The following is a 17,104-nucleotide window of genomic DNA, read 5'->3' as shown; positions in this document are numbered from 1 at the left end:
GTCTCCTGCCGGCCCGGACCTATGACCGCCGGATGCGGTACCGCAGGTGCATGACGCGCTGCGCGGGCTCCACATCGTCGGTGATCAGGCGGCGGGCCAGGTCGAGCTCGACGGGTTCGGCGGCGGGGTCGTCGAACAGGCGCCGTCCCTGCCCGAGCAGCACCGGAACGACGTGCAGCTCGAGCTCGTCGAGCTCCCGCACCCGCAGCAGCGCCTGCGCGGCTCCGGCCCCGTGCACCATGACGTCGGCGTCCCCGGCCGCGGCGCGGGCCCGCGCGGCGGCGTCCCGGGCGTCGGTGACGAACCGGACGCTGCCCGGCGGCGGGTCGGCCGGGACGTCGTGGGTGAGGACGAGGACGGGTACGCCGTCGTGGTGATCGCCCTGCCACCGGTCCGCGTGCTCGTAGGTGCGGCGGCCCGAGATGAGTGCGCGGGTGGCCATGGCCTCGGCGTAGACCTGGCCGCTCGGTCCCGGGGCGTCGCGCCGGTCGAGCCAGTCGAACAGGCGGAACCCGTCGACGCCCATGGGTGCGTCCACGCCGTCGCGGGGACCCGCGACGTAGCCGTCCAGGGACATGGTCATGTAGAGCCGGATCGCCACCGTTCAGCCCTCCGATCGCACGCGGTAGCGCAGGTGCTGCACGTGCGGCCCGTCCAGGGCCCGGACGAGGTCGAGCTCGACGTGCCCGGGCGGCAGGTGGTCGAACAGCCGACGGCCCCGCCCCATCAGCACCGGCACCAGCTGGAGCTCCATGTCGTCGAGCAGACCGGCGCGCAGGCACTCCTGGGCCGTCGCCGCACCGTGCAGCAGGATGTCGCGCCCGCCCGCGGCGGCCTTGGCCCGGGCCACGCACGAGGCGATGCCGTCGATGGCGTAGCGGGCCGATCCCGGCGGCGGTTCGGCGGGCGCGGCGCGGGTCAGCACGAAGATCGGGACGCCGTGGTGGTGGTCGCCCGCCCAGCCGCCCGCGAACTCGAAGGTCCGCCGCCCGGTGATGACCGCCCCGGTGGCCATCGCCTCGTCGAAGACCGTTGCGCCGGCGTCGTCGCCCGGCCGGTACGAGGCCGGGTCCGCGCCGCCGTGCCCCAACCAGGCGTGCAGGCGCTCGCCGCCGATGCCCAGCCCGCGTCCTGCGCCGTCGTCCGGGCCGGTGATGAACCCGTCCAGCGACATCGACATGTACAGCACGACTCTGCTCATGGTCCCCACCCTGGAAGGCCGCGGCGCGCGGCGGCATCCCAGGATCGTGGGATGGCGCCGGTTGCGGCGTATGGTCGTCGGGTGGTCACCGCGGCGCACGCCCGCACCCGCGACGAGATCGTGCGGTTGGTCCACCGGGGCCTGTCGGTGCCGGAGTTCGCGCGGGCCGTCGGCACCGCGCTGCTGCGCGCGGTGCCCGCGGAGGGCTCCTGCCTGATGACGCTCGACCCGGCGACCATGCTGCCCACCGCGGAGTTCGTCGAGAACGGCCTGCCCGCCGCGGAGATGCTGCGACTCGTGGAGATCGAGGTGCGCGAGCAGGACTTCACCAAGTGGACCCAGCTCGCCCGCGCGGAGCATCCGGCGGCCAGCCTCAGCGACGCCACGGCCGGCGATCTCGAGCGCAGCCTGCGGCAGCGGGAGATCCGGCGCCCCGCGGGTTTCGCCGACGAGCTGCGGGCCGTACTCGCGGGCAGCACCGGGGTGTGGGGCGCGCTCACCGTCTTCCGCGAGGCGAAGCGGCCGCACTTCACCCCGGCCGAGGTGCAGTTCGTGTCCTCGACGGCCGGGCTGATCGCCGACGGTCTGCGGCGTGGGCTGCTGCTCGACGCCGCGCGCTGCGGTCTCGACGACGTCGGCCTGCTGGTCCTCGACGCCGACAACGGCGTGAGCTTGTCCAACCCGGCCGCGGACCGGTGGCTCGACGAGTTGGGCGCGGGCGACCGGCCGGGTGCCCGCATGCCGCTGGTGGTCCCCGCCGTCGCCCACCAGGCACGGGCGGTCCACGGCCCGACCCCGGTCCCCGCCAGGGCGCGGGCGCGCACCCGGACGGGGCGGTGGTTGACGGTGCGGGGCTCGTTGATGGGCGACGGGCCGCACGCTCCGGTCGCGATCATGTTCGACGCAGCGCGCCCGGCGGAGATGGCGCCCCTGGTCGCCGGCGCCTACGGCCTCACCGACAGCGAATGCCGCGTCACGGAACTGGTGGCGCAGGGCCTGTCCACGAAGCAGATCGCGGGTCGGCTCCACGTGTCGGCGTACACCGTGCAGGACCACCTGAAGTCGATCTTCGCCAAGTCGGGCGCCCGCTCACGCGGCGACCTGGTCGCCACGCTGTTCTTCGATCATTACGCCGCCTCGCTCACCTGAGGTCGGGACGGTCACCGCCCCCGGACCGCGTAGGTCAGGTGCGTCACCCTCGGGGAGGGCTCCGCGCGGACCGGCTCCAGGGCCACGCGGCCCGCGTCCACGCCCTCGAACAGGCGGATCCCGGTGCCGAACAGCAGGGGTGAGAGCGCGATCGAGAACTCGTCGACCAGGCCGGCGTTCACGTGCTCCAGGATCGTCGCGCCGCCCCCGGCGATGCGGACGTCCCGGTCGCCTGCGGCCTCGCGGGCCCGGTGGAGCGCGGCCTCGATGCCGTCGTTGACGAAGTGGAAGGTGGTCCCGCCCGGCCGCTCCCAGGGGTCGCGCTCCTCGTGCGTCACGACGAACACCGGCGTGTGGAACGGCGCCTCCTCCGGCCACGCCCGCTCGCCGGCGTCGAACATGCGCTTGCCCATCACGCTCGCGCCGGTGCGCTCGAACGTCTCCCGCAGGATGTGGTTGTCGCGCCCCTCCTCACCGCCCTCGCCGAACTTCAGGTTCTCCCGGAAGAACCGCTGCGGGAACACCCACTGCTGCAGTTCCCTCCACTGCGGCCCCATCAGGTCCTCGGCGGACTCGGGCGCGATGAACCCGTCCAGCGACATCGACACGCTGAAGAACACCTTCCCGGCCATCAGCCCCCCGCTCCGTTCCGAGCGGTCCCGGTGACGTAGGCGGCCAGGTTGCCCAGGGTCTGCCGGCCGCCCTCGATCGCGTGGTACTTCTCGACCGCCTCGTCGCGCTGCTCCTCGGTGGGGAACACCGTGCGCATCTCGATCCGGGTCGCCGCCCCGTCGGGCGTGAACGTGAGGACCGACTCGAAGGCGTTCGGGTCGTCGCGGGACCCACCGTGGCGCAGCGCGATCCCCTCCGGCGGGTCGATCTCGGTCCAGGAGATCCACTCCTGGTAGTCCGTCCCGTCCGGCCCGTGCATCACGAAGTCCCACTCCCCGCCCACGCGGAACTCGAAGGACCGCGTGGTGGTGGTGAACCCGTCCGGTCCCCACCACTGCGACAGGTGCCGGACCTCGGTGAACGCCTCGAACACCAGCTCCCGCGGGGCGTCGATGACCCGGGAGATCACGATCTCGCGGTCGGCCGTCGCGGACCGCACCGGCGCTCCTCGTCGCGTCGCGCTCATCAGCTACTCCTCCTGCCTCTCCTGCTTGAGGTCCTGCACGTACGCGTCCAGCCGGTCGAAGCTCCCGCTCCAGAACCGTTCGAACCCGCCGGTCCACTCGTGGACCGGACGCAGCCCGCGGGCGTCGAGGCCGTACAGGCGCTGCTTGCCCGCCTTGCGGTCCCGCACCAGCCCGACCTCCCGGAGCACCCTCAGGTGCTTGGACGCTCCCGGCTGGGTCATCCCCAGCTCCCTGGCCAGCTCGGTCACCGGCCGCTCACCCGACCGCAGCAGCACCAGGATCTGCCGGCGCTGCGGTTCGGCGATCGCGTTGAAGACGTCCGACGTCGTCGCGGCTCGGGCCATGCCGCCATCATATTCCTATATCGGCATGCGTCAAGTCGTGCGGAACCGGGCGGCGCCGCGACCGACGACGCCGTCCCTCGCGGCTCGACCGGCGCGGTATCAGGTCTCGTCGGTCAGGGCCGCCACCACCCCGGCGCGGCTGTCGTCCTCGCTGGCGAGCACGCCGCCGTTGGCGACGATGTCGGGCGTGATCTCGGTGAAGACCATGCGGACGTCCTGGCGGCGCGCGCCGAGCAGTTCGACCGCGCTGTCGGCCACGGCCTTCGCGAAGGCCCGGCGCTGGTCCAGGGTTCGGCCGCGGAGCAGTTCGACGGTGATGTTGGGCATGGTGGTCTCCTTCTCGGGTTGTCGGGCTCGGGATGATGCCGCGCGGGTGCGCGAGCCGGGTACGCCGGTGAGCGTCACCGCAGTTCGGCGACGACGGTCTTGAGCTCGGTGTAGTCGTCGAGGCCCGACGCGCCGAGCTCACGGCCCCACCCGGACTGCTTGAACCCGCCCCGCGGCAGCGTGACGTCGTCGGCGTGCCAGGTGTTCAGCCAGACCGTGCCGGCCCGCAGCCGCGACCCGACCCGGTGGGCCGTGCTGAGGTCGCGTGACCAGACGCCGGCGGCCAGGCCGTAGACCGTGTCGTTGGCCGCGGCGACCACCTCGTCCTCGGTGTCGAAGGGCACCGCGGTCACCACGGGCCCGAAGATCTCGTCGGTCTGCACCGCCATGTCCTCGGTCACCGAGGTGATGAGGGCCGGCGTCACGAAGTAGCCGCGGTCGCGGGCGGCCTCCGTGCTACCCGCGCTGATGACGGCGCCCTCGTCGACGGCGCCGCGGAGGTAGGACAACACCTTCTCGTGCTGCTCCCGCGAGACGAGCGGCCCCATGTCCGAGTCCGGGTCGAAGCCGTCACCGACGGTGATGGCGTTCGCGGCCGCGGCCACACCCGCGACGACCTCGTCGAAGACTGCCCGCTGGACGTAGAGGCGCGACCCGTTGACGCAGCACTGCCCCTCGTTGAAGTAGCCGGCGAGGACGGCGCCCGCCACGGCGGTGTCGAGGTCGGCGTCCGCGAAGACGATGTTGGGCGCCTTGCCGCCGAGCTCGAGCGAGACCTTCTTGAGGTTCCCGGAGGCCGCGGCGGCGATCTTCCTGCCGACCTCGGTGCTGCCGGTGAAGGCGACCTTGTCGACCCCGGGGTGCTCGACCAGCGCGGCGCCGGTGTCGCCGTAGCCGGTCACCACGTTCACGACCCCGGCGGGAACCCCGGCCTCGAGCAGCAGATCGCCCAGCCGGAGGGCGGTCAAGGGCGTCTGCTCCGCGGGCTTGAGGACCACCGCGTTGCCCGCGGCGATCGCCGGGGCGATCTTGAAGCAGGCCATCAGCAGCGGGAAGTTCCACGGCACGATGGCCGCGACGACACCGATCGGCTCCCGGCGGGTGTAGGCGTGGAACGACCGACCGGGCACCGACATCGGGATGGTCGCGCCCTCCATCCCGGTGGCCCAGCCGGCGGAGTAGCGGAACAGCTCCGCGGCCGTGGCGACGTCGCCGTCCCTGGCCGCCTCGACCCGCTTGCCGTTGTCGAGGGCCTCGAGCTGGGCGAGCTCGTCGGCGTGCGCCTCGATCAGGTCGCCGACGCGCCACAGCAGGTGCGACCGGTCGCGCGGCGTCATCCGCGACCACGGCGAGGACGCGTCGAACGCCTTGCGCGCCGCCGTGACCGCGCGGTCGACGTCCGCCGCGGACGCGTGGGCGACCTGGGCGAGCACCTCCTCGGTCGAGGGGTCGACGGTGGCGAAGGTCCGCCCGTCCGCCGCGTCCACCCGGGCGCCGTCGATGAGCAGCCGCCGGGGCGAGGACAGGAACGAGCGGACCGCGGGCAGGAGCGTGGAGCGGCCGGTGGCCACGGTGGTCATGAGGGCCTTCCTCGGTGGGTGCGGCAGGTCACTTGACGACCAGCACCTTCGACCGGTCGAGGGTGAGCGCGACCGCGACGACGATGATCGCGCCGTAGAGGATCGACTCGTACGCGGCGGAGACGCCGACGATGGACAGCCCCACCCGCAGCAGCGTGACGACGAGGGCTCCCACGACCGTCCGCCACACGCCGCCGTGACCGCCGGTGATCGCGGTGCCGCCGATGACGATCGCCGCGACGGCGGGCAGCAGCAGGGAGTCGGCCAGCGTGGGCCCCCCGCTGAACGTGCGCGCCACCAGCAGCACGGCCGCCAGCCCCGCACAGGCACCGGACACGCAGAACGCGCCGATCTTGACCAGGTCGACCGGGATGCCGGCCAGCCTCGCCGCCGCCTCGGAGTAGCCGGTGGCCTTGATCGAGCTGTCCAGCGGGGTCACCTTGACGATCAGGGCCAGCACGGCCACGACCACGACGGCGACGACGGCGGCCGAGGGCACGGTGCCGAGGACCCGGCTGAAGCCCCAGCGGATCGACGTGTCGTCGACGACGGGCACCGTCGCGGCGCCGGAGACCACCAGCGCGATGGAGGAGAAGACGCTCATCCCGCCCAGCGTCACGATGAACGACGGGATGCGGAGGAACACGTGCGCGGCGCCCTGCAGCGCGCCCGCCACTGCCGCCACGGCGACCACGGCCGGCCAGGCCAGCGCGTCGAGGCCGGGCAGCCACAGCGCGAGCAGCACCGAGGACAGCGACGCCAGTGCCGCGATGGACAGGTCGATGCCGCCGCAGAGCACGACGAGGGTCGCGCCGGCGGCCAGGACGGCCAGCGGGGCGGCCGCGTCGACCACGGCCATCAGGCTCGACCGCCGCAGGAAGTCGGGATCGGCCGCGGCCAGGGCGACGACCAGGACCGCCAGGGCGAGCACGGGCATGAGGGAGGTGAGCCGCTCGGCGGCGGTGGGGCCGGCCGCGACCGCGGCGGACCCCGACCGCTTCGCGGTACTGGCTGGGGTGCTCACACCATCTCCTTGACCAGGTCCAGGGGGCTGGGCTTGCCGTCCGCGGGGCAGGGCACCTCGGCCACGACCCGGCCGTCGCTCATCACGACCACCCGGTCGGCCATGCCGATGGCCTCCTCCAGGCTGTCGGCCAGCAGCAGCGTGGCCACGCCGTTGCCGGCCAGCTCGCGCATGAGCCGGTACACCTCCGAACGCGCCCCGACGTCCAGGCCGCGGGTGGGGTGGTCCAGCAGGAGCAGCCGGACGTCGCCGCCCACCAGCCAGCGGGCCAGCACGACCTTCTGCTGGTTGCCGCCGGAGAGGCGCCCGATGGCGGTCCGGCGCCCTGGCGTGCGGATGGAGAGCCGGCGGATCCAGCTGTCGACGACGTCGGCCTGCCGCTTGGGCACGACCACGGGTCCGGCGCAGCGCACCCGCTGCTTGGCCAGGGTCATGTTGTCGGCCACGGACATCGGCCCGACCATGCCCTCGGTCTTCCGCTCGGCCGGCACGTACCCCACACCGGCCGCGCACGCCGCGCGCGGGCTGGTCAGGGACAGTTTGCGGCCGTCGAGCGCCACCTCCCCGGCGGAGGTCGCCACCGCGCCGAAGAGCGCCTTGCAGAGCTCCTCCCGGCCCGAGCCGTGGACGCCGACCACGGCCACGATCTCCCCGGCGCCGACGTCGAGGTCCACGTCGCGGAACGCCGTGCCCGTCAGGCCGCGGACGGTCAGCAGCGGCTGCCGTGACGTGGCGGGGGGAGCGGCGGCGCCGCCGTGGTAGTGGTCCTCGGGGGCGGTGGAGCCGATCATCATCCGGTGCAGCTGACCCGGCTCGGCGTCGGCCGGGCGGATCTCGCCGGCGGCCCGTCCCCCGCGCAGCACGTAGACGCGGTCGCAGACGTCGAGCACCTCGTCGAGGCGGTGGGAGACGAAGATGACCGATGCGAACTCCCGGAGCCTGCGCACCTGCTCGAACAGGGTCTCGATCTCGCCCGGTTCGAGCACGGACGTGGGCTCGTCGAGGATGATGACCGGGGTGTCGTGGGTGCGCTGCTCGATGCGCAGCACCTTGGCGATCTCGACCATCTGCCGCTCGGCGAAGGTCAGCGAGTCGGTGCGGGCCAGGGGGTCGATGGTGGACCCGATCTTGTCGAGCTGCTCCTGGGCCAGCCGGCGCATGGTGGCCCAGCGGTAGAACCCGCGGCGCACCCCGGGGCCCTCGCTGCCCAGGACGATGTTCTCCGCGGCGGTGAGGTTCGGCACCAGCGACTGCTCCTGGAACACCATGCCGATGCCGTGGTCGGCGGCGTCCTCGACGCTGCGCAGCCGGACGCGTTCGCCGCGCACGTGGATCTCACCGGCGTCCGGGCGGACCAGGCCGACGAGCGCCTTGAGCAGCGTCGACTTGCCCGCGCCGTTCTCCCCGGCCAGGCCGAGCACCTCGTTGCGGCGCACCTGCAGGTCGACCCCGTCCAACGCGGTGACCCCGGGGTAGGTCTTGACCAGCCCGCGGACCTCCAGGACCGGGGGCGCCGAGGTCCCGGGCTGGGGTCCGGCTTCGGGGCGCGCACTCATTTGACCACCTGGTTCCGATGGCGCAGCGGCGCGGCCGCGGCCGCCACGGCGACGACGACGATGAGGCCCTGCACCCCGCCCTGCACGTAGGGGCTGACCCCGACCAGCACCAGCCCGTTGGCCAGGACCGTGAGCAGGAGCACCCCCACGGTGGAGTGCAGGACCCCTCCGCGCCCGCCGACCAGCAGGGTGCCGCCGACCACGGCCGCGGTGATCGCGGAGAAGCTGTAGTCGGCTCCGGCCTGCACGACGCCCGAGCCGAGCTGGCTGGTCACCATGACCGCGCCCAGCCCGTAGAAGGCGCCGGCCATGGTGAACACCGCGACCTTGTACGGCGCCACCCGGACGCCCGACAGCGCCAGCACCTCCTCCGCGCCCCCGATCGCCATCGCGTAGCGCCCCAGCCGGGTGTGGCGCTGCACCACCCAGCCGACCAGGACGCAGGCCGCGGCGATCCAGGTGAGGTGGGTGAACCCGAGGAAGCGGCCCGTCGCCCAGCCCCGCAGGCCGGCGTCGACCACCCCGGGCTGGACGCCCGCGAACAGCAGCGTCGCGATCCCGAGCCCGACCGCCGACACCCCGAGCGTGGTCATGAACGAGGGCACCTTCAACAGGACCAGCAGCAGGCCGCTCAGACCGCCGAGGGCCGCGCCCAGGAGCACCGCGACGAGGATCCCGAGGACGCCGTAGTCCGCGTCGTTGCGGGTGTTCTCGACCAGGAGCGCCACGGTCAGCGACGACGCGGCCATCACACCGGCCGCGGACAGGTCGATCGAGCCGAGCAGCAGCACGAACGTGGTCCCGCAGGTGACCACGGCCAGGACGGCCGCGGCGTCGAGGATGTTCGCGACGTTGCCCAGGGTGCGGAACTGCGGGTTCAGCGCGGCGAAGACCACCACGACGACCGCCAGGGCGATCAGCGGGCCGGCGGCTCCGATCGACACGCCGCGGCGCCGCCGTGCGCGTGCCGGTCGGGTGTCGACGGGAGGCGCGGCGGTCACGTCAGCGGTCCCGCCATGCGGTTGAAGACGTTGGCGCACTCGAAGTCCGCGGCGTCGGTCCGCGGGTCCTGGAAGTCGGCGACGTTGTCCTCGGTGATGAGGAACTGCTCGGCGTAGAACGCGCGCTGCTCCGCGGCGACCTGGGCCATGTCGAGCTCGCCGGTGGCGACGCAGTAGCCGATGGCCAGTCCGATGCCGCCCTGCCAGGGGCCGTCGCTCGAGACCGTCGCGGTCATCTTCGACTCGCCGATGGCGGTGAGGGCGTCGGGGACGGCGTCGATGCCGACCACGGCGACCTCGCCGGCGCGCCCCGCCTGCTCCAGCGCCTGCAGGGCGCCGAGCGCCATGTCGTCGTTGGCCGCCCAGATGCCCTTGACCGCGTCCCCGTGCTTGGTCAGCAGCGTCTCGGTGACGGTGAGCGCCTCCGCGCGGGAGAAGTTCGCGGACTGCTGGTCGAGTAGGGTGATCCCCGGATTCGCGGCGAGCGCCGCCTCCAGCCCGGCGAAGCGGTCCTTCGCGGCCGCGGTGTCCAGGACGCCCTGCAGGGCGATGACGCCGCCCGACCCGCCCATGGCCTCGAACAGCGACCCGGCGATCTGCTGGCCGGACTCGACGCCGTCGTAGGTGATGTGGCTGATCCAGCGGTCGTAGTCCGCAGGCTGGAGCTCGGCCGGCTTGTTCCACTGGGTCACCAGGTATGCCCCGGCGGCGTCGGCGGCCCGGACGATGGGTGTGGTGTCGGAGTCGCCGTTGGGCAGGACGTTCAGGACCATGCACTCGGTCCGCCCGCTCGCCAGGAGCTGGCGGATCTGCTCCTGCTGCTTGGTGGACTCCCCGTCGTAGGTCAGCCGCTGCTGCTGCAGGCCGACCGAGGCCGCGAAGGCGTCCCCGCCGTCCAGCCACGACGCCTCGTACGGGTTGGACTCGTTGCGGACCTGCCCGACCAGCGTGACGTCGGCCGGGTCGCAGGTGCCGGTGCCGCCGGAGCCGGCCGGGCCGGCGTCGGGTCCGCCGCTGCAGGCGGTGGCCGTCACGGCCGCCAGGCAGAGGCTGAGCAGCACGGCGGCGGGGCGGAGGGTGAAGGTCATCGTCGATCCTCGGTTTCTGGGCGCCGGGAGTTCAGTCGGGTGGGTCCGAGACGTCGGGGGTGGGCCGCGGGCGTGGGGTGGGACGGGGCGGAGCGGGCGGGGTCAACGGGCCATCCAGCCGCCGTCCACGACGAGGACGTGGCCGTTGACGTAGTCGGCGGCGGGCGAGCTGAGGAACACGGCCGCACCGGCGATGTCGTCGGCGGTGCCCCAGCGACCGGCCGGGATGCGCTCGAGGATGGCTCGCGAGCGGTCGGGGTCCTCCCGCAGGGCCCTGGTGTTGTCGGTGGCCATGTAGCCGGGTGCGATGGCGTTGACCTGCACGCCGTGCGGGCCCCACTCGTTGGCCAGGGCCTTGGTGACGCCGGCGACGCCGTGCTTGCTGGCGGCGTAGGACGCCACCCGCAGCCCGCCCTGGAACGACAGCAGGCTGGCGATGTTGACGATCTTGCCGTGGCCGCGCTCGACCATGGGGCGGCCGATCCGCTGGGTGAGGAAGAACAGCCCCGTGAGGTTGGTGTCCAGCACCCGGCCCCAGGAGTCGGGGCTGACCTCGGCGGAGTCCTCCCGGTCGATGACGCCGGCGTTGTTGACCAGGATGTCGACCCGGCGGCTGGAGCTCAGCCGCGCGCCGACCCGCTCGACGGCCGCGAGGTCGGCGACGTCGAGGTCGATGACCTCGACGTCGCGTCCGAGGTCGCGGACCGCCTCCTGGGTGGACGTGCCGCTGCCGGGCCGGCCGACCAGCACGAGGTCGGCGCCCGCCTGCGCCAGTCCCAGCGCGACGGCCCGGCCGAGACCGCGACCGGCCCCGGTCACGACGGCGCACCTCCCGTGCAGGTCGAACGGTGAGCGGTGCTCGATCGCCGACCGGGTGTCCACGCCGGTGCTCACAGGTCCGCCGGTGCGACCGGGAAGAGGTCGGTGTAGTCGTTGTTCTCACCGGCCATCGCCCACACGAACGCGTAGGAGCCCGTGCCCGCGCCGGAGTGGACGGACCACGGCGGGGAGATGACGGCCTGCCGGTCGGCCACGACCAGGTGCCGGGTGGCGCCGGGGCGGCCGAGGAGGTGGAAGACCCGGTCGTCGGCGGACAGGTCGACGTACAGGTACACCTCGGTCCGCCGGTCGTGCAGGTGCGGCGGCATGGTGTTCCACACCGAGCCGTCGGCCACGACGGTCACCCCGAACTGGAGCTCCGACGTCTTCAGGTCCGAGCCCCAGGCGTAGCGGAACAGGTGCCGCTCGCTGGCGCCCCGCGCGGAACCCACGGGCACCGGCTCGACCTCGCTGTGGCCCACCCTCGTCGTGGGGTGGGTGGTGGCGGCGGCGGCGGAGACGAAGTAGAACGCGGCGCGGGGACCGGCGAACGCGACCTCGCAGCCGCGCCCGACGTACAACCCGTCGAGGTGCCCGAGCTCGAACTTCTCGCCGTCGACCAGGACGTGCCCGGGGTCGCCGACGTTGATGACGCCGAGCTCGCGGCGCTCCAGGTGCGAGGGCACGCCCAGGACCTCGGTCCAGGCCGGCAGGGCGAGCTGCTCGCTCTGCGGAACCGCCCCGCCGACGACCATCCGGTCGTCGTGCGTGTAGACCCCGCGGACCTCGCCGGCCCGGAACAGGTCGTCGACGAGGAAGTTGTCGCGCAGCTCCGCGGCGCGTGCTGTCTCCACGCTCGACGGTGCTGCCGAGTACCGGACCTGGATCACGCGTTCTCCTCATATGTGAACTGGAATCACCCCTGTGAACCGGGGACTGTATGGGCGACCCTCCAGCTGGTCAAGCACTTGAACCCGGTTCATGTATGTGAACGATCGGCGGGTTACGATTCGACCGGTGATGCGCGTACGAGGCGCATGCACGACCAGGAGGTGTCTGCGATGCAGCTGCAGGTGACGACGAACGGCACCCCCGGGGGTGCGGTCAAGTCGGCCGCCCGCGCCCTGGACCTGCTCGACGAGATCGCGGCGAACGGTCCGGGCACCCAGCTGCAGCTCTCGACCCGGCTGGGCATCCCGAAGAGCAGCCTGCACGCCCTCCTGCGGACGATGACCGACCGCGGCTGGCTGCAGACCGACCCGACCGGCAGCGTGTACCAGCTGGGCATCCGGTCGCTGGTGGCCAGCTCGGCCTACCTGGCCGGGGACCCCTTCCTGTCCCGCGCCGCATCGGTGATGGACGAGCTCGCCGCCCTCACCGAGGAGACCGTGAACCTGGGCCGGCTCAACGGCGCGCACGTCGTCTACACCGCCAAGCGCGAGTCCGTGCACCCCCTGCGCATGCACTCCCCGGTCGGTCGGCAGCTGCCGGCCTACTCGACCGCTCTCGGCCGCGCGATCCTCGCCGAGCACCCGGAGACCGTCCGCGCCGGCCTCGTCCCCGACGCCATCGAGCCGATCACCGCCCACACGGTGACCGACCGGGACGCGGTGCTGGCGATCATCGACGAGGCGGCCCGGCTCGGCTACGCGGCGGAGAGCGACGAGTCCTGCGTGGGCGTCCGCTGCTTCGGCGTGGCGCTGCCCTTCGCCCGTCCCGCGATCGACGGGCTGAGCATCTCGGTGCCCAAGAGCCGCCTCGACGGTGGCCGGGAGGACTTCATCGTCGAAACGCTGCTGGGCGTGAAGGCCCGACTGTCCCTCGAGTACGGCAACCGCACCGTCCGCTGACGACTGCTGGGACGGGCCCGCTCTGCGTCGTGGCGGGGGCCGAGCCTCGGCGGCATGCTGGCAGCTGTCGGCGTGGACGTGCGTCGATCCGTGGCGAGCCCGAGGAGACCCGTGACCGCAGCGACCACGCACCCGGTGATCAGCACCAGCGCCGGGGAGGTGCGCGGCCGGGTGGAAGGCGGGGTGGCGGTGTTCCGCGGCATCCCCTTCGCCGCGCCGCCGGTGGGCCGCCACCGCTTCCAGGCGCCTGCGCCCGCCGCGCCGTGGGACGGGGTGCGGGAGGCGGACGTGTTCGGTCCGCCACCGCCGCAGTCGCTGATGGGTCCGCCCCCTCCGGTGACCGGCCCGGCCGGCCCGGTGCGGCACGACCCGACCGAGTGGTTGACGCTCAACGTCTGGTCGCCCGATCCGGGCGCGACCGGCCTGCCGGTGATGGTGTGGATCTACGGCGGCGCCTACCGCTTGGGGTCCTCGGCCGAACCCGCCTACGACGGCGCGACCCTCGCACGCAGCGGTGCGGTCGTGGTGACCGCCAACCACCGGGTCGGGGTGGAGGGCTTCGCGCAGCTCGACGGCGCACCGGCGAACCGGGGGCTGCTCGACCAGGTGGCCGCGCTGGCCTGGGTGCGGGACAACATCGCCGCCTTCGGCGGCGACCCGGCGCGGGTCACCGTCTTCGGTGAGTCCGCAGGGGCCGGTTCGATCGCGTCGCTGCTGGTCATGCCCGCGGCCGCGGGCCTGTTCGGGCGGGCGATCGCGCAGAGCGTGCCGGGCACGTTCTTCACCCCGGTGCTGGCCCGCGACGCCGCGGTGCAGCTGTGCCGTCCGCTCGGGCTCGACCCCACCGCGGCCGCGCTCGCCGACGTGGCGCCCGAGCGGCTGCTGGACGCGCTGGCCGAGCTGGACCGGCGGATGCCCACCATGACGAGCTGGGGCCTGGTGGCCAGCACGCCCACGCCGTTCTCCCCGGTGGTCGACGGGGAGGTCCTGCCGACCGACCCGTGGACCGGCCTGGCCGCCGGCACCGCGCGGGACGTGGCACTGGTGGTCGGCCACAACCGCGACGAGTGGCGGCTGTTCCTGGCCCTGGGCGGGCTGGTCGGGGCGGTCACCGAGGGGATGGCGGCACAGGCGCTGGCCACGTTCGGCCCCGGTCCCGACGCCGCGCAGCGCTACCGGGAGGCGTTCCCGGAGGCCGGCGCGGAGGAGCTCTACGCCACCGTGCACTCCGACCGGATGTTCCGGATGCCCAGCGTGGAACTGGCCGTCGCGCACACCGCCGGGGGAGGACGCAGCCACCTCTACGAGCTCACCTGGCCCTCGCCCGCCATCGGCGGCGTGCTCGGGGCCTGCCACGCGCTCGACGTCCCCCTCGTCTTCGGGGTGCTCGACCGGGGGCTCGCCCTCATGGTGCTCGGCAGCCCGCCCACGGCCGAGGCGGTGGAGGTCTCCGAGCAGATGCGGGCCGCCTGGACGGCGTTCGCGCGCGACGGCGATCCCGGTTGGGCGCCCTACGACGCCCAGCGGGAGCTGACGCGGGTGTTCGACACCGGCGACCGCGGCGGGGTCCGCGCCTACCCGGAGGCCGCGTCCCGCCGGCTGTGGGCCGACGCCCCCGTCGAGGTGCTCGACCTGCGTCCGTGACCGCCGTCGCGGTCCTCCTGGTCTGCGGATCCCGCCTGCTCAGGACGGTCGGGCGAGGCCCTTCGCGGTCAACGCGTCCCGCAGCTTCGCCAGGGCGATCGGGCCGACGCCGTGCAGGGCCGCCAGCTCCCGCTCGGGGACCGCGGCGACCGCTTCGAGCGTGCTGAGGCCGGCGGCGGCGAGGGCGCGCGCGGCCGGCGCGCCGATCGCAGGCAGCCGGGTGCCGGTCGGGGGCGCGGGCCGGTCGCGGGGTGGGCCGCCGTCGTCGACCACCGCCTCGCCGCGGGGGGAGAGCCGGTAGCCGATGTCGAGCGACTCGGTCAGCCCGAGCTCCTTGAGCTTGCGCACGTCGCGCTTGAAGGACGCGGTGTCGCGACCGAGCGCGGCGGCCAGGTCCGGCGCGCGGACCTCGGGGCAGCGGTCGATGGCCGCCAGGGTCTGCCGGGTCCACGGCCCGACGGCCGACGCGGCGTCGAGGCGGTCCAGACGGGCCTTGATGGCGGCGAGCTCGTCCGGCGTCGGTGGGCGCCGCCGCAGCGCGATCCGCGGGTCCTCGCCGGCCCAGCGCAGGCCGACCCGGAACACCGGGCGGTCCGCGCGGCCGGCCAGTCCGCGGCGCAGCGCGTCCAGGGACGCCGCGCCGGCCCGGCGGGCGTCGTCCTCGGTGATCGCGGACTCCTCGACTGGTTCGACGGAGGTGACCTCGACCAGCCCGACCGCCGTGCGCATCCTGGTGCCGACCACGACGCGCGGCCGGTCCCAGCGGCGGAAGCCGACGTCGACGGCGCCGGCCTTGATGGCCGCCAACTCGTCCGGACGGATCCTCACGCCGCCCAGGCTAGTGGCGTCGGCCTGGGGCGCAGCGCATGTCGGCCGGCTCACCGGCGGCCGGGCGGCCGCCGCCCCTCGTCACACGACCGCCGTCATGCCGCCGTCGATGAAGATGGTCTGCCCGTTGACGTAGTCCGAGGCCGAGGAGGCGAGCCAGACGGTGGGTCCGACGAGGTCCGCGCCGGTGCCCCACCGCCCGGCCGGGGTGCGGCCGACCACCCAGGCGTTGAACGCCGGGTCGTCGACCAGGTTCTGGGTCATCTCGGTGTGGAGGTAGCCCGGGGCGATGGAGTTGGCCTGCACGTCGGCCCTACCCCATTCGGCGGCCATGGCGCGGGTGAGGTTGCGCAGGCCGCCCTTCGCCGCCGTGTATGCGGCGATGGTCGGGCGAGCCAGCTCGGACTGGACGGACCCGATGTTGATGATCTTTCCGCGGCGGCGTCCGACCATCCCGCGGGCCACGGCGCGGCCGACGACGAAGGCGCCCGTGAGGTCGTGCTCGACGACGCGCCGCCAGTCGGCCAGCTCGAGGTCGAGCAGGGGGACCCGGTGCTGGATGCCCGCGTTGTTGACCAGGATGCCGATCGGGCCGATGTCGTCCTCGATGCCGGCGACGGCGGCGGACACCTGGTCCTCGTCGGTGATGTCGAAGGGCGACGCGTGGACGCGGTCGCGACCGTGGTCGGCGGCGAGCTCGGCGCGGGCCCGGTCGAGGCGGGCCTCGTCGAGCCCGTTGAGCACCACGGTCGCGCCCGCCGCGGCGAGCCCGTCGGCCAGGGTCCGGCCGATGCCCCGGCTGGAGCCGGTGACCAGCGCGATCAGGCCGCTCAGGTCGAACGACGGGGTGGGGGGGTCGGGAGCGGACATCGGTGGAACCTCCTCGGTGTCGAGCGGGTTTCGGGCACCGGCAGGGGTTCACCGCAGTGCGGGGGTGCGATCAGGCGCGGGATCGAGCCCCGTCGTCGGTGGGGTCGACCGGGCCGGGGAGCAGGATGTCGACGAGATCGCGGGCCCACTCCGGGCTGCCGGGCGCGTTGGCGAAGATCGCGCGGTAGTAGAGGGGGCCGAGCAGCACGTCGGCGGCACGCTCGACGCTGGGGACCGGACCACTGCGGCGGGCGCGCTCCCGCTCGATCATCGCGGCGAGCTGGCGCTCGCGGTCGCCGCGGCACGCGCAGGCGCCCTGCTGACCGCCGGCGCCGAGGGCGGCCCGCATGAGCGCCAGCACGTCGGGGTCGGCCAGGTCGGTGGCCACGTCGGCGGCCCAGCGGCGCAGGTCCCCGCGCAGGGAGCCGGTGTCGGGCACGACGATCTCGCCGGAGAACCGGCTGGTGGCGACGTCGGACAGCAGCTCGCCGACCGTGCGCCACCGACGGTAGACGGTGGTCGCGTGCACCCCGGCGCGGGCGGCCACGATCGGGACGGTCAGGCCGTCGGCGGGGTCCTCGGCGACGAGCTGGACGACGGCGCGGTGCACCGCTGCGCGGATCCGGGCCGAGCGTCCACCGGGCCGGGCGGCCAGGACCGGTTCGGGCGCGGTCATGCGGTGAT

At 73.9% G+C, this 17,104-nt stretch carries 19 protein-coding genes; 3 read left to right on the top strand and 16 right to left on the bottom strand.

Annotated features, from left to right (window positions below):
- Window positions 1-19: 19 nt before the first annotated feature.
- Together KDL28_RS15355 and KDL28_RS15350 are read right to left on the bottom strand one after the other, a co-directional pair.
- Window positions 20-601 carry a dihydrofolate reductase family protein gene (locus KDL28_RS15355; protein ID WP_252439086.1) on the bottom strand — a complete coding sequence of 194 codons (582 nt, stop codon included), beginning with the start codon at window positions 599-601 and terminating at the stop codon, window positions 20-22.
- A 3-nt stretch (window positions 602-604) separates the two neighbouring features.
- Window positions 605-1,201, bottom strand: coding sequence for a dihydrofolate reductase family protein (locus KDL28_RS15350; protein WP_252439084.1), 597 nt, complete (start codon window positions 1,199-1,201; stop codon window positions 605-607).
- Between the two features lie 81 nt (window positions 1,202-1,282).
- On the opposite strand from KDL28_RS15350, the gene KDL28_RS41505 reads away from it, so the two are divergent.
- Window positions 1,283-2,350 carry a helix-turn-helix transcriptional regulator gene (locus KDL28_RS41505; protein ID WP_252439082.1) on the top strand — a complete coding sequence of 356 codons (1,068 nt, stop codon included), beginning with the start codon at window positions 1,283-1,285 and terminating at the stop codon, window positions 2,348-2,350.
- A gap of 11 nt (window positions 2,351-2,361) precedes the next feature.
- Here KDL28_RS41505 and KDL28_RS15340 read toward each other — a convergent pair whose 3' ends face one another.
- The 11 genes from KDL28_RS15340 to kduI all read right to left on the bottom strand — a co-directional run bounded on the left by KDL28_RS15340 (window position 2,362) and on the right by kduI (window position 12,118).
- Window positions 2,362-2,982, bottom strand: a complete 621-nt coding sequence (locus KDL28_RS15340; protein WP_252439080.1) for a dihydrofolate reductase family protein — start codon at window positions 2,980-2,982, stop codon at window positions 2,362-2,364.
- Entirely contained in the window at window positions 2,982-3,461 is a 480-nt protein-coding gene (locus KDL28_RS15335) for an SRPBCC family protein (protein WP_252439078.1), read from the bottom strand. The genes KDL28_RS15340 and KDL28_RS15335 overlap by 1 nt, the downstream gene beginning before the upstream one ends.
- A gap of 30 nt (window positions 3,462-3,491) precedes the next feature.
- Window positions 3,492-3,833: an ArsR/SmtB family transcription factor gene (locus KDL28_RS15330; RefSeq protein WP_252439076.1), complete on the bottom strand. Its 342-nt coding sequence runs from the start codon at window positions 3,831-3,833 to the stop codon at window positions 3,492-3,494.
- A 99-nt stretch (window positions 3,834-3,932) separates the two neighbouring features.
- On the bottom strand, window positions 3,933-4,160 hold the full coding sequence (locus KDL28_RS15325; protein ID WP_252439074.1) for a tautomerase family protein: 228 nt from the start codon (window positions 4,158-4,160) through the stop codon (window positions 3,933-3,935).
- A 74-nt stretch (window positions 4,161-4,234) separates the two neighbouring features.
- Window positions 4,235-5,740: an aldehyde dehydrogenase family protein gene (locus KDL28_RS15320; RefSeq protein WP_252439072.1), complete on the bottom strand. Its 1,506-nt coding sequence runs from the start codon at window positions 5,738-5,740 to the stop codon at window positions 4,235-4,237.
- Between the two features lie 28 nt (window positions 5,741-5,768).
- Window positions 5,769-6,764: an ABC transporter permease gene (locus KDL28_RS15315; RefSeq protein ID WP_252439070.1), complete on the bottom strand. Its 996-nt coding sequence runs from the start codon at window positions 6,762-6,764 to the stop codon at window positions 5,769-5,771.
- Window positions 6,761-8,320 carry a sugar ABC transporter ATP-binding protein gene (locus tag KDL28_RS15310; protein ID WP_252439068.1) on the bottom strand — a complete coding sequence of 520 codons (1,560 nt, stop codon included), beginning with the start codon at window positions 8,318-8,320 and terminating at the stop codon, window positions 6,761-6,763. The genes KDL28_RS15315 and KDL28_RS15310 overlap by 4 nt, the downstream gene beginning before the upstream one ends.
- A complete protein-coding gene (locus KDL28_RS15305; protein WP_252439066.1) occupies window positions 8,317-9,264 on the bottom strand; it encodes an ABC transporter permease in 948 nt (315 codons plus the stop codon). Before KDL28_RS15305 ends, KDL28_RS15310 begins: the two co-directional genes overlap by 4 nt.
- Before the next feature lie 53 nt (window positions 9,265-9,317).
- A complete protein-coding gene (locus KDL28_RS15300; protein ID WP_252439064.1) occupies window positions 9,318-10,409 on the bottom strand; it encodes a sugar ABC transporter substrate-binding protein in 1,092 nt (363 codons plus the stop codon).
- 102 nt (window positions 10,410-10,511) lie between these two features.
- Window positions 10,512-11,303 (bottom strand): 2-dehydro-3-deoxy-D-gluconate 5-dehydrogenase KduD, encoded by a 792-nt coding sequence (kduD, locus tag KDL28_RS15295; protein ID WP_252439062.1) that lies wholly within the window; start codon window positions 11,301-11,303, stop codon window positions 10,512-10,514.
- Window positions 11,300-12,118 carry a 5-dehydro-4-deoxy-D-glucuronate isomerase gene (gene kduI, locus KDL28_RS15290; protein ID WP_252439060.1) on the bottom strand — a complete coding sequence of 273 codons (819 nt, stop codon included), beginning with the start codon at window positions 12,116-12,118 and terminating at the stop codon, window positions 11,300-11,302. The genes kduD and kduI overlap by 4 nt, the downstream gene beginning before the upstream one ends.
- Window positions 12,119-12,289: 171 nt before the next feature.
- Between kduI and KDL28_RS15285 the strand changes: the two genes are divergently transcribed.
- Window positions 12,290-13,078 carry an IclR family transcriptional regulator gene (locus tag KDL28_RS15285; RefSeq protein WP_252439058.1) on the top strand — a complete coding sequence of 263 codons (789 nt, stop codon included), beginning with the start codon at window positions 12,290-12,292 and terminating at the stop codon, window positions 13,076-13,078.
- A 111-nt stretch (window positions 13,079-13,189) separates the two neighbouring features.
- Complete coding sequence (locus KDL28_RS15280) at window positions 13,190-14,722, top strand: carboxylesterase/lipase family protein (RefSeq protein ID WP_252439056.1); 1,533 nt, start codon at window positions 13,190-13,192, stop codon at window positions 14,720-14,722.
- A gap of 39 nt (window positions 14,723-14,761) precedes the next feature.
- On the opposite strand, the gene KDL28_RS15275 is transcribed toward KDL28_RS15280, so the two are convergent.
- The 3 genes from KDL28_RS15275 to KDL28_RS15265 form a co-directional block, all read right to left on the bottom strand.
- On the bottom strand, window positions 14,762-15,550 hold the full coding sequence (locus KDL28_RS15275; RefSeq protein ID WP_252439054.1) for a hypothetical protein: 789 nt from the start codon (window positions 15,548-15,550) through the stop codon (window positions 14,762-14,764).
- Window positions 15,551-15,631: 81 nt separating this feature from the next.
- Window positions 15,632-16,420 carry an SDR family oxidoreductase gene (locus tag KDL28_RS15270; protein WP_252439052.1) on the bottom strand — a complete coding sequence of 263 codons (789 nt, stop codon included), beginning with the start codon at window positions 16,418-16,420 and terminating at the stop codon, window positions 15,632-15,634.
- 70 nt (window positions 16,421-16,490) lie between these two features.
- Complete coding sequence (locus KDL28_RS15265) at window positions 16,491-17,096, bottom strand: TetR-like C-terminal domain-containing protein (protein WP_252439050.1); 606 nt, start codon at window positions 17,094-17,096, stop codon at window positions 16,491-16,493.
- Window positions 17,097-17,104 lie beyond the last annotated feature (8 nt).

This window comes from Pseudonocardia humida, from assembly GCF_023898865.1.
Classification (GTDB): domain Bacteria; phylum Actinomycetota; class Actinomycetes; order Mycobacteriales; family Pseudonocardiaceae; genus Pseudonocardia; species Pseudonocardia humida.
Note: the sequence above shows the minus strand (reverse complement) of the source record. Positions and strands in the feature narration are given on the sequence as shown.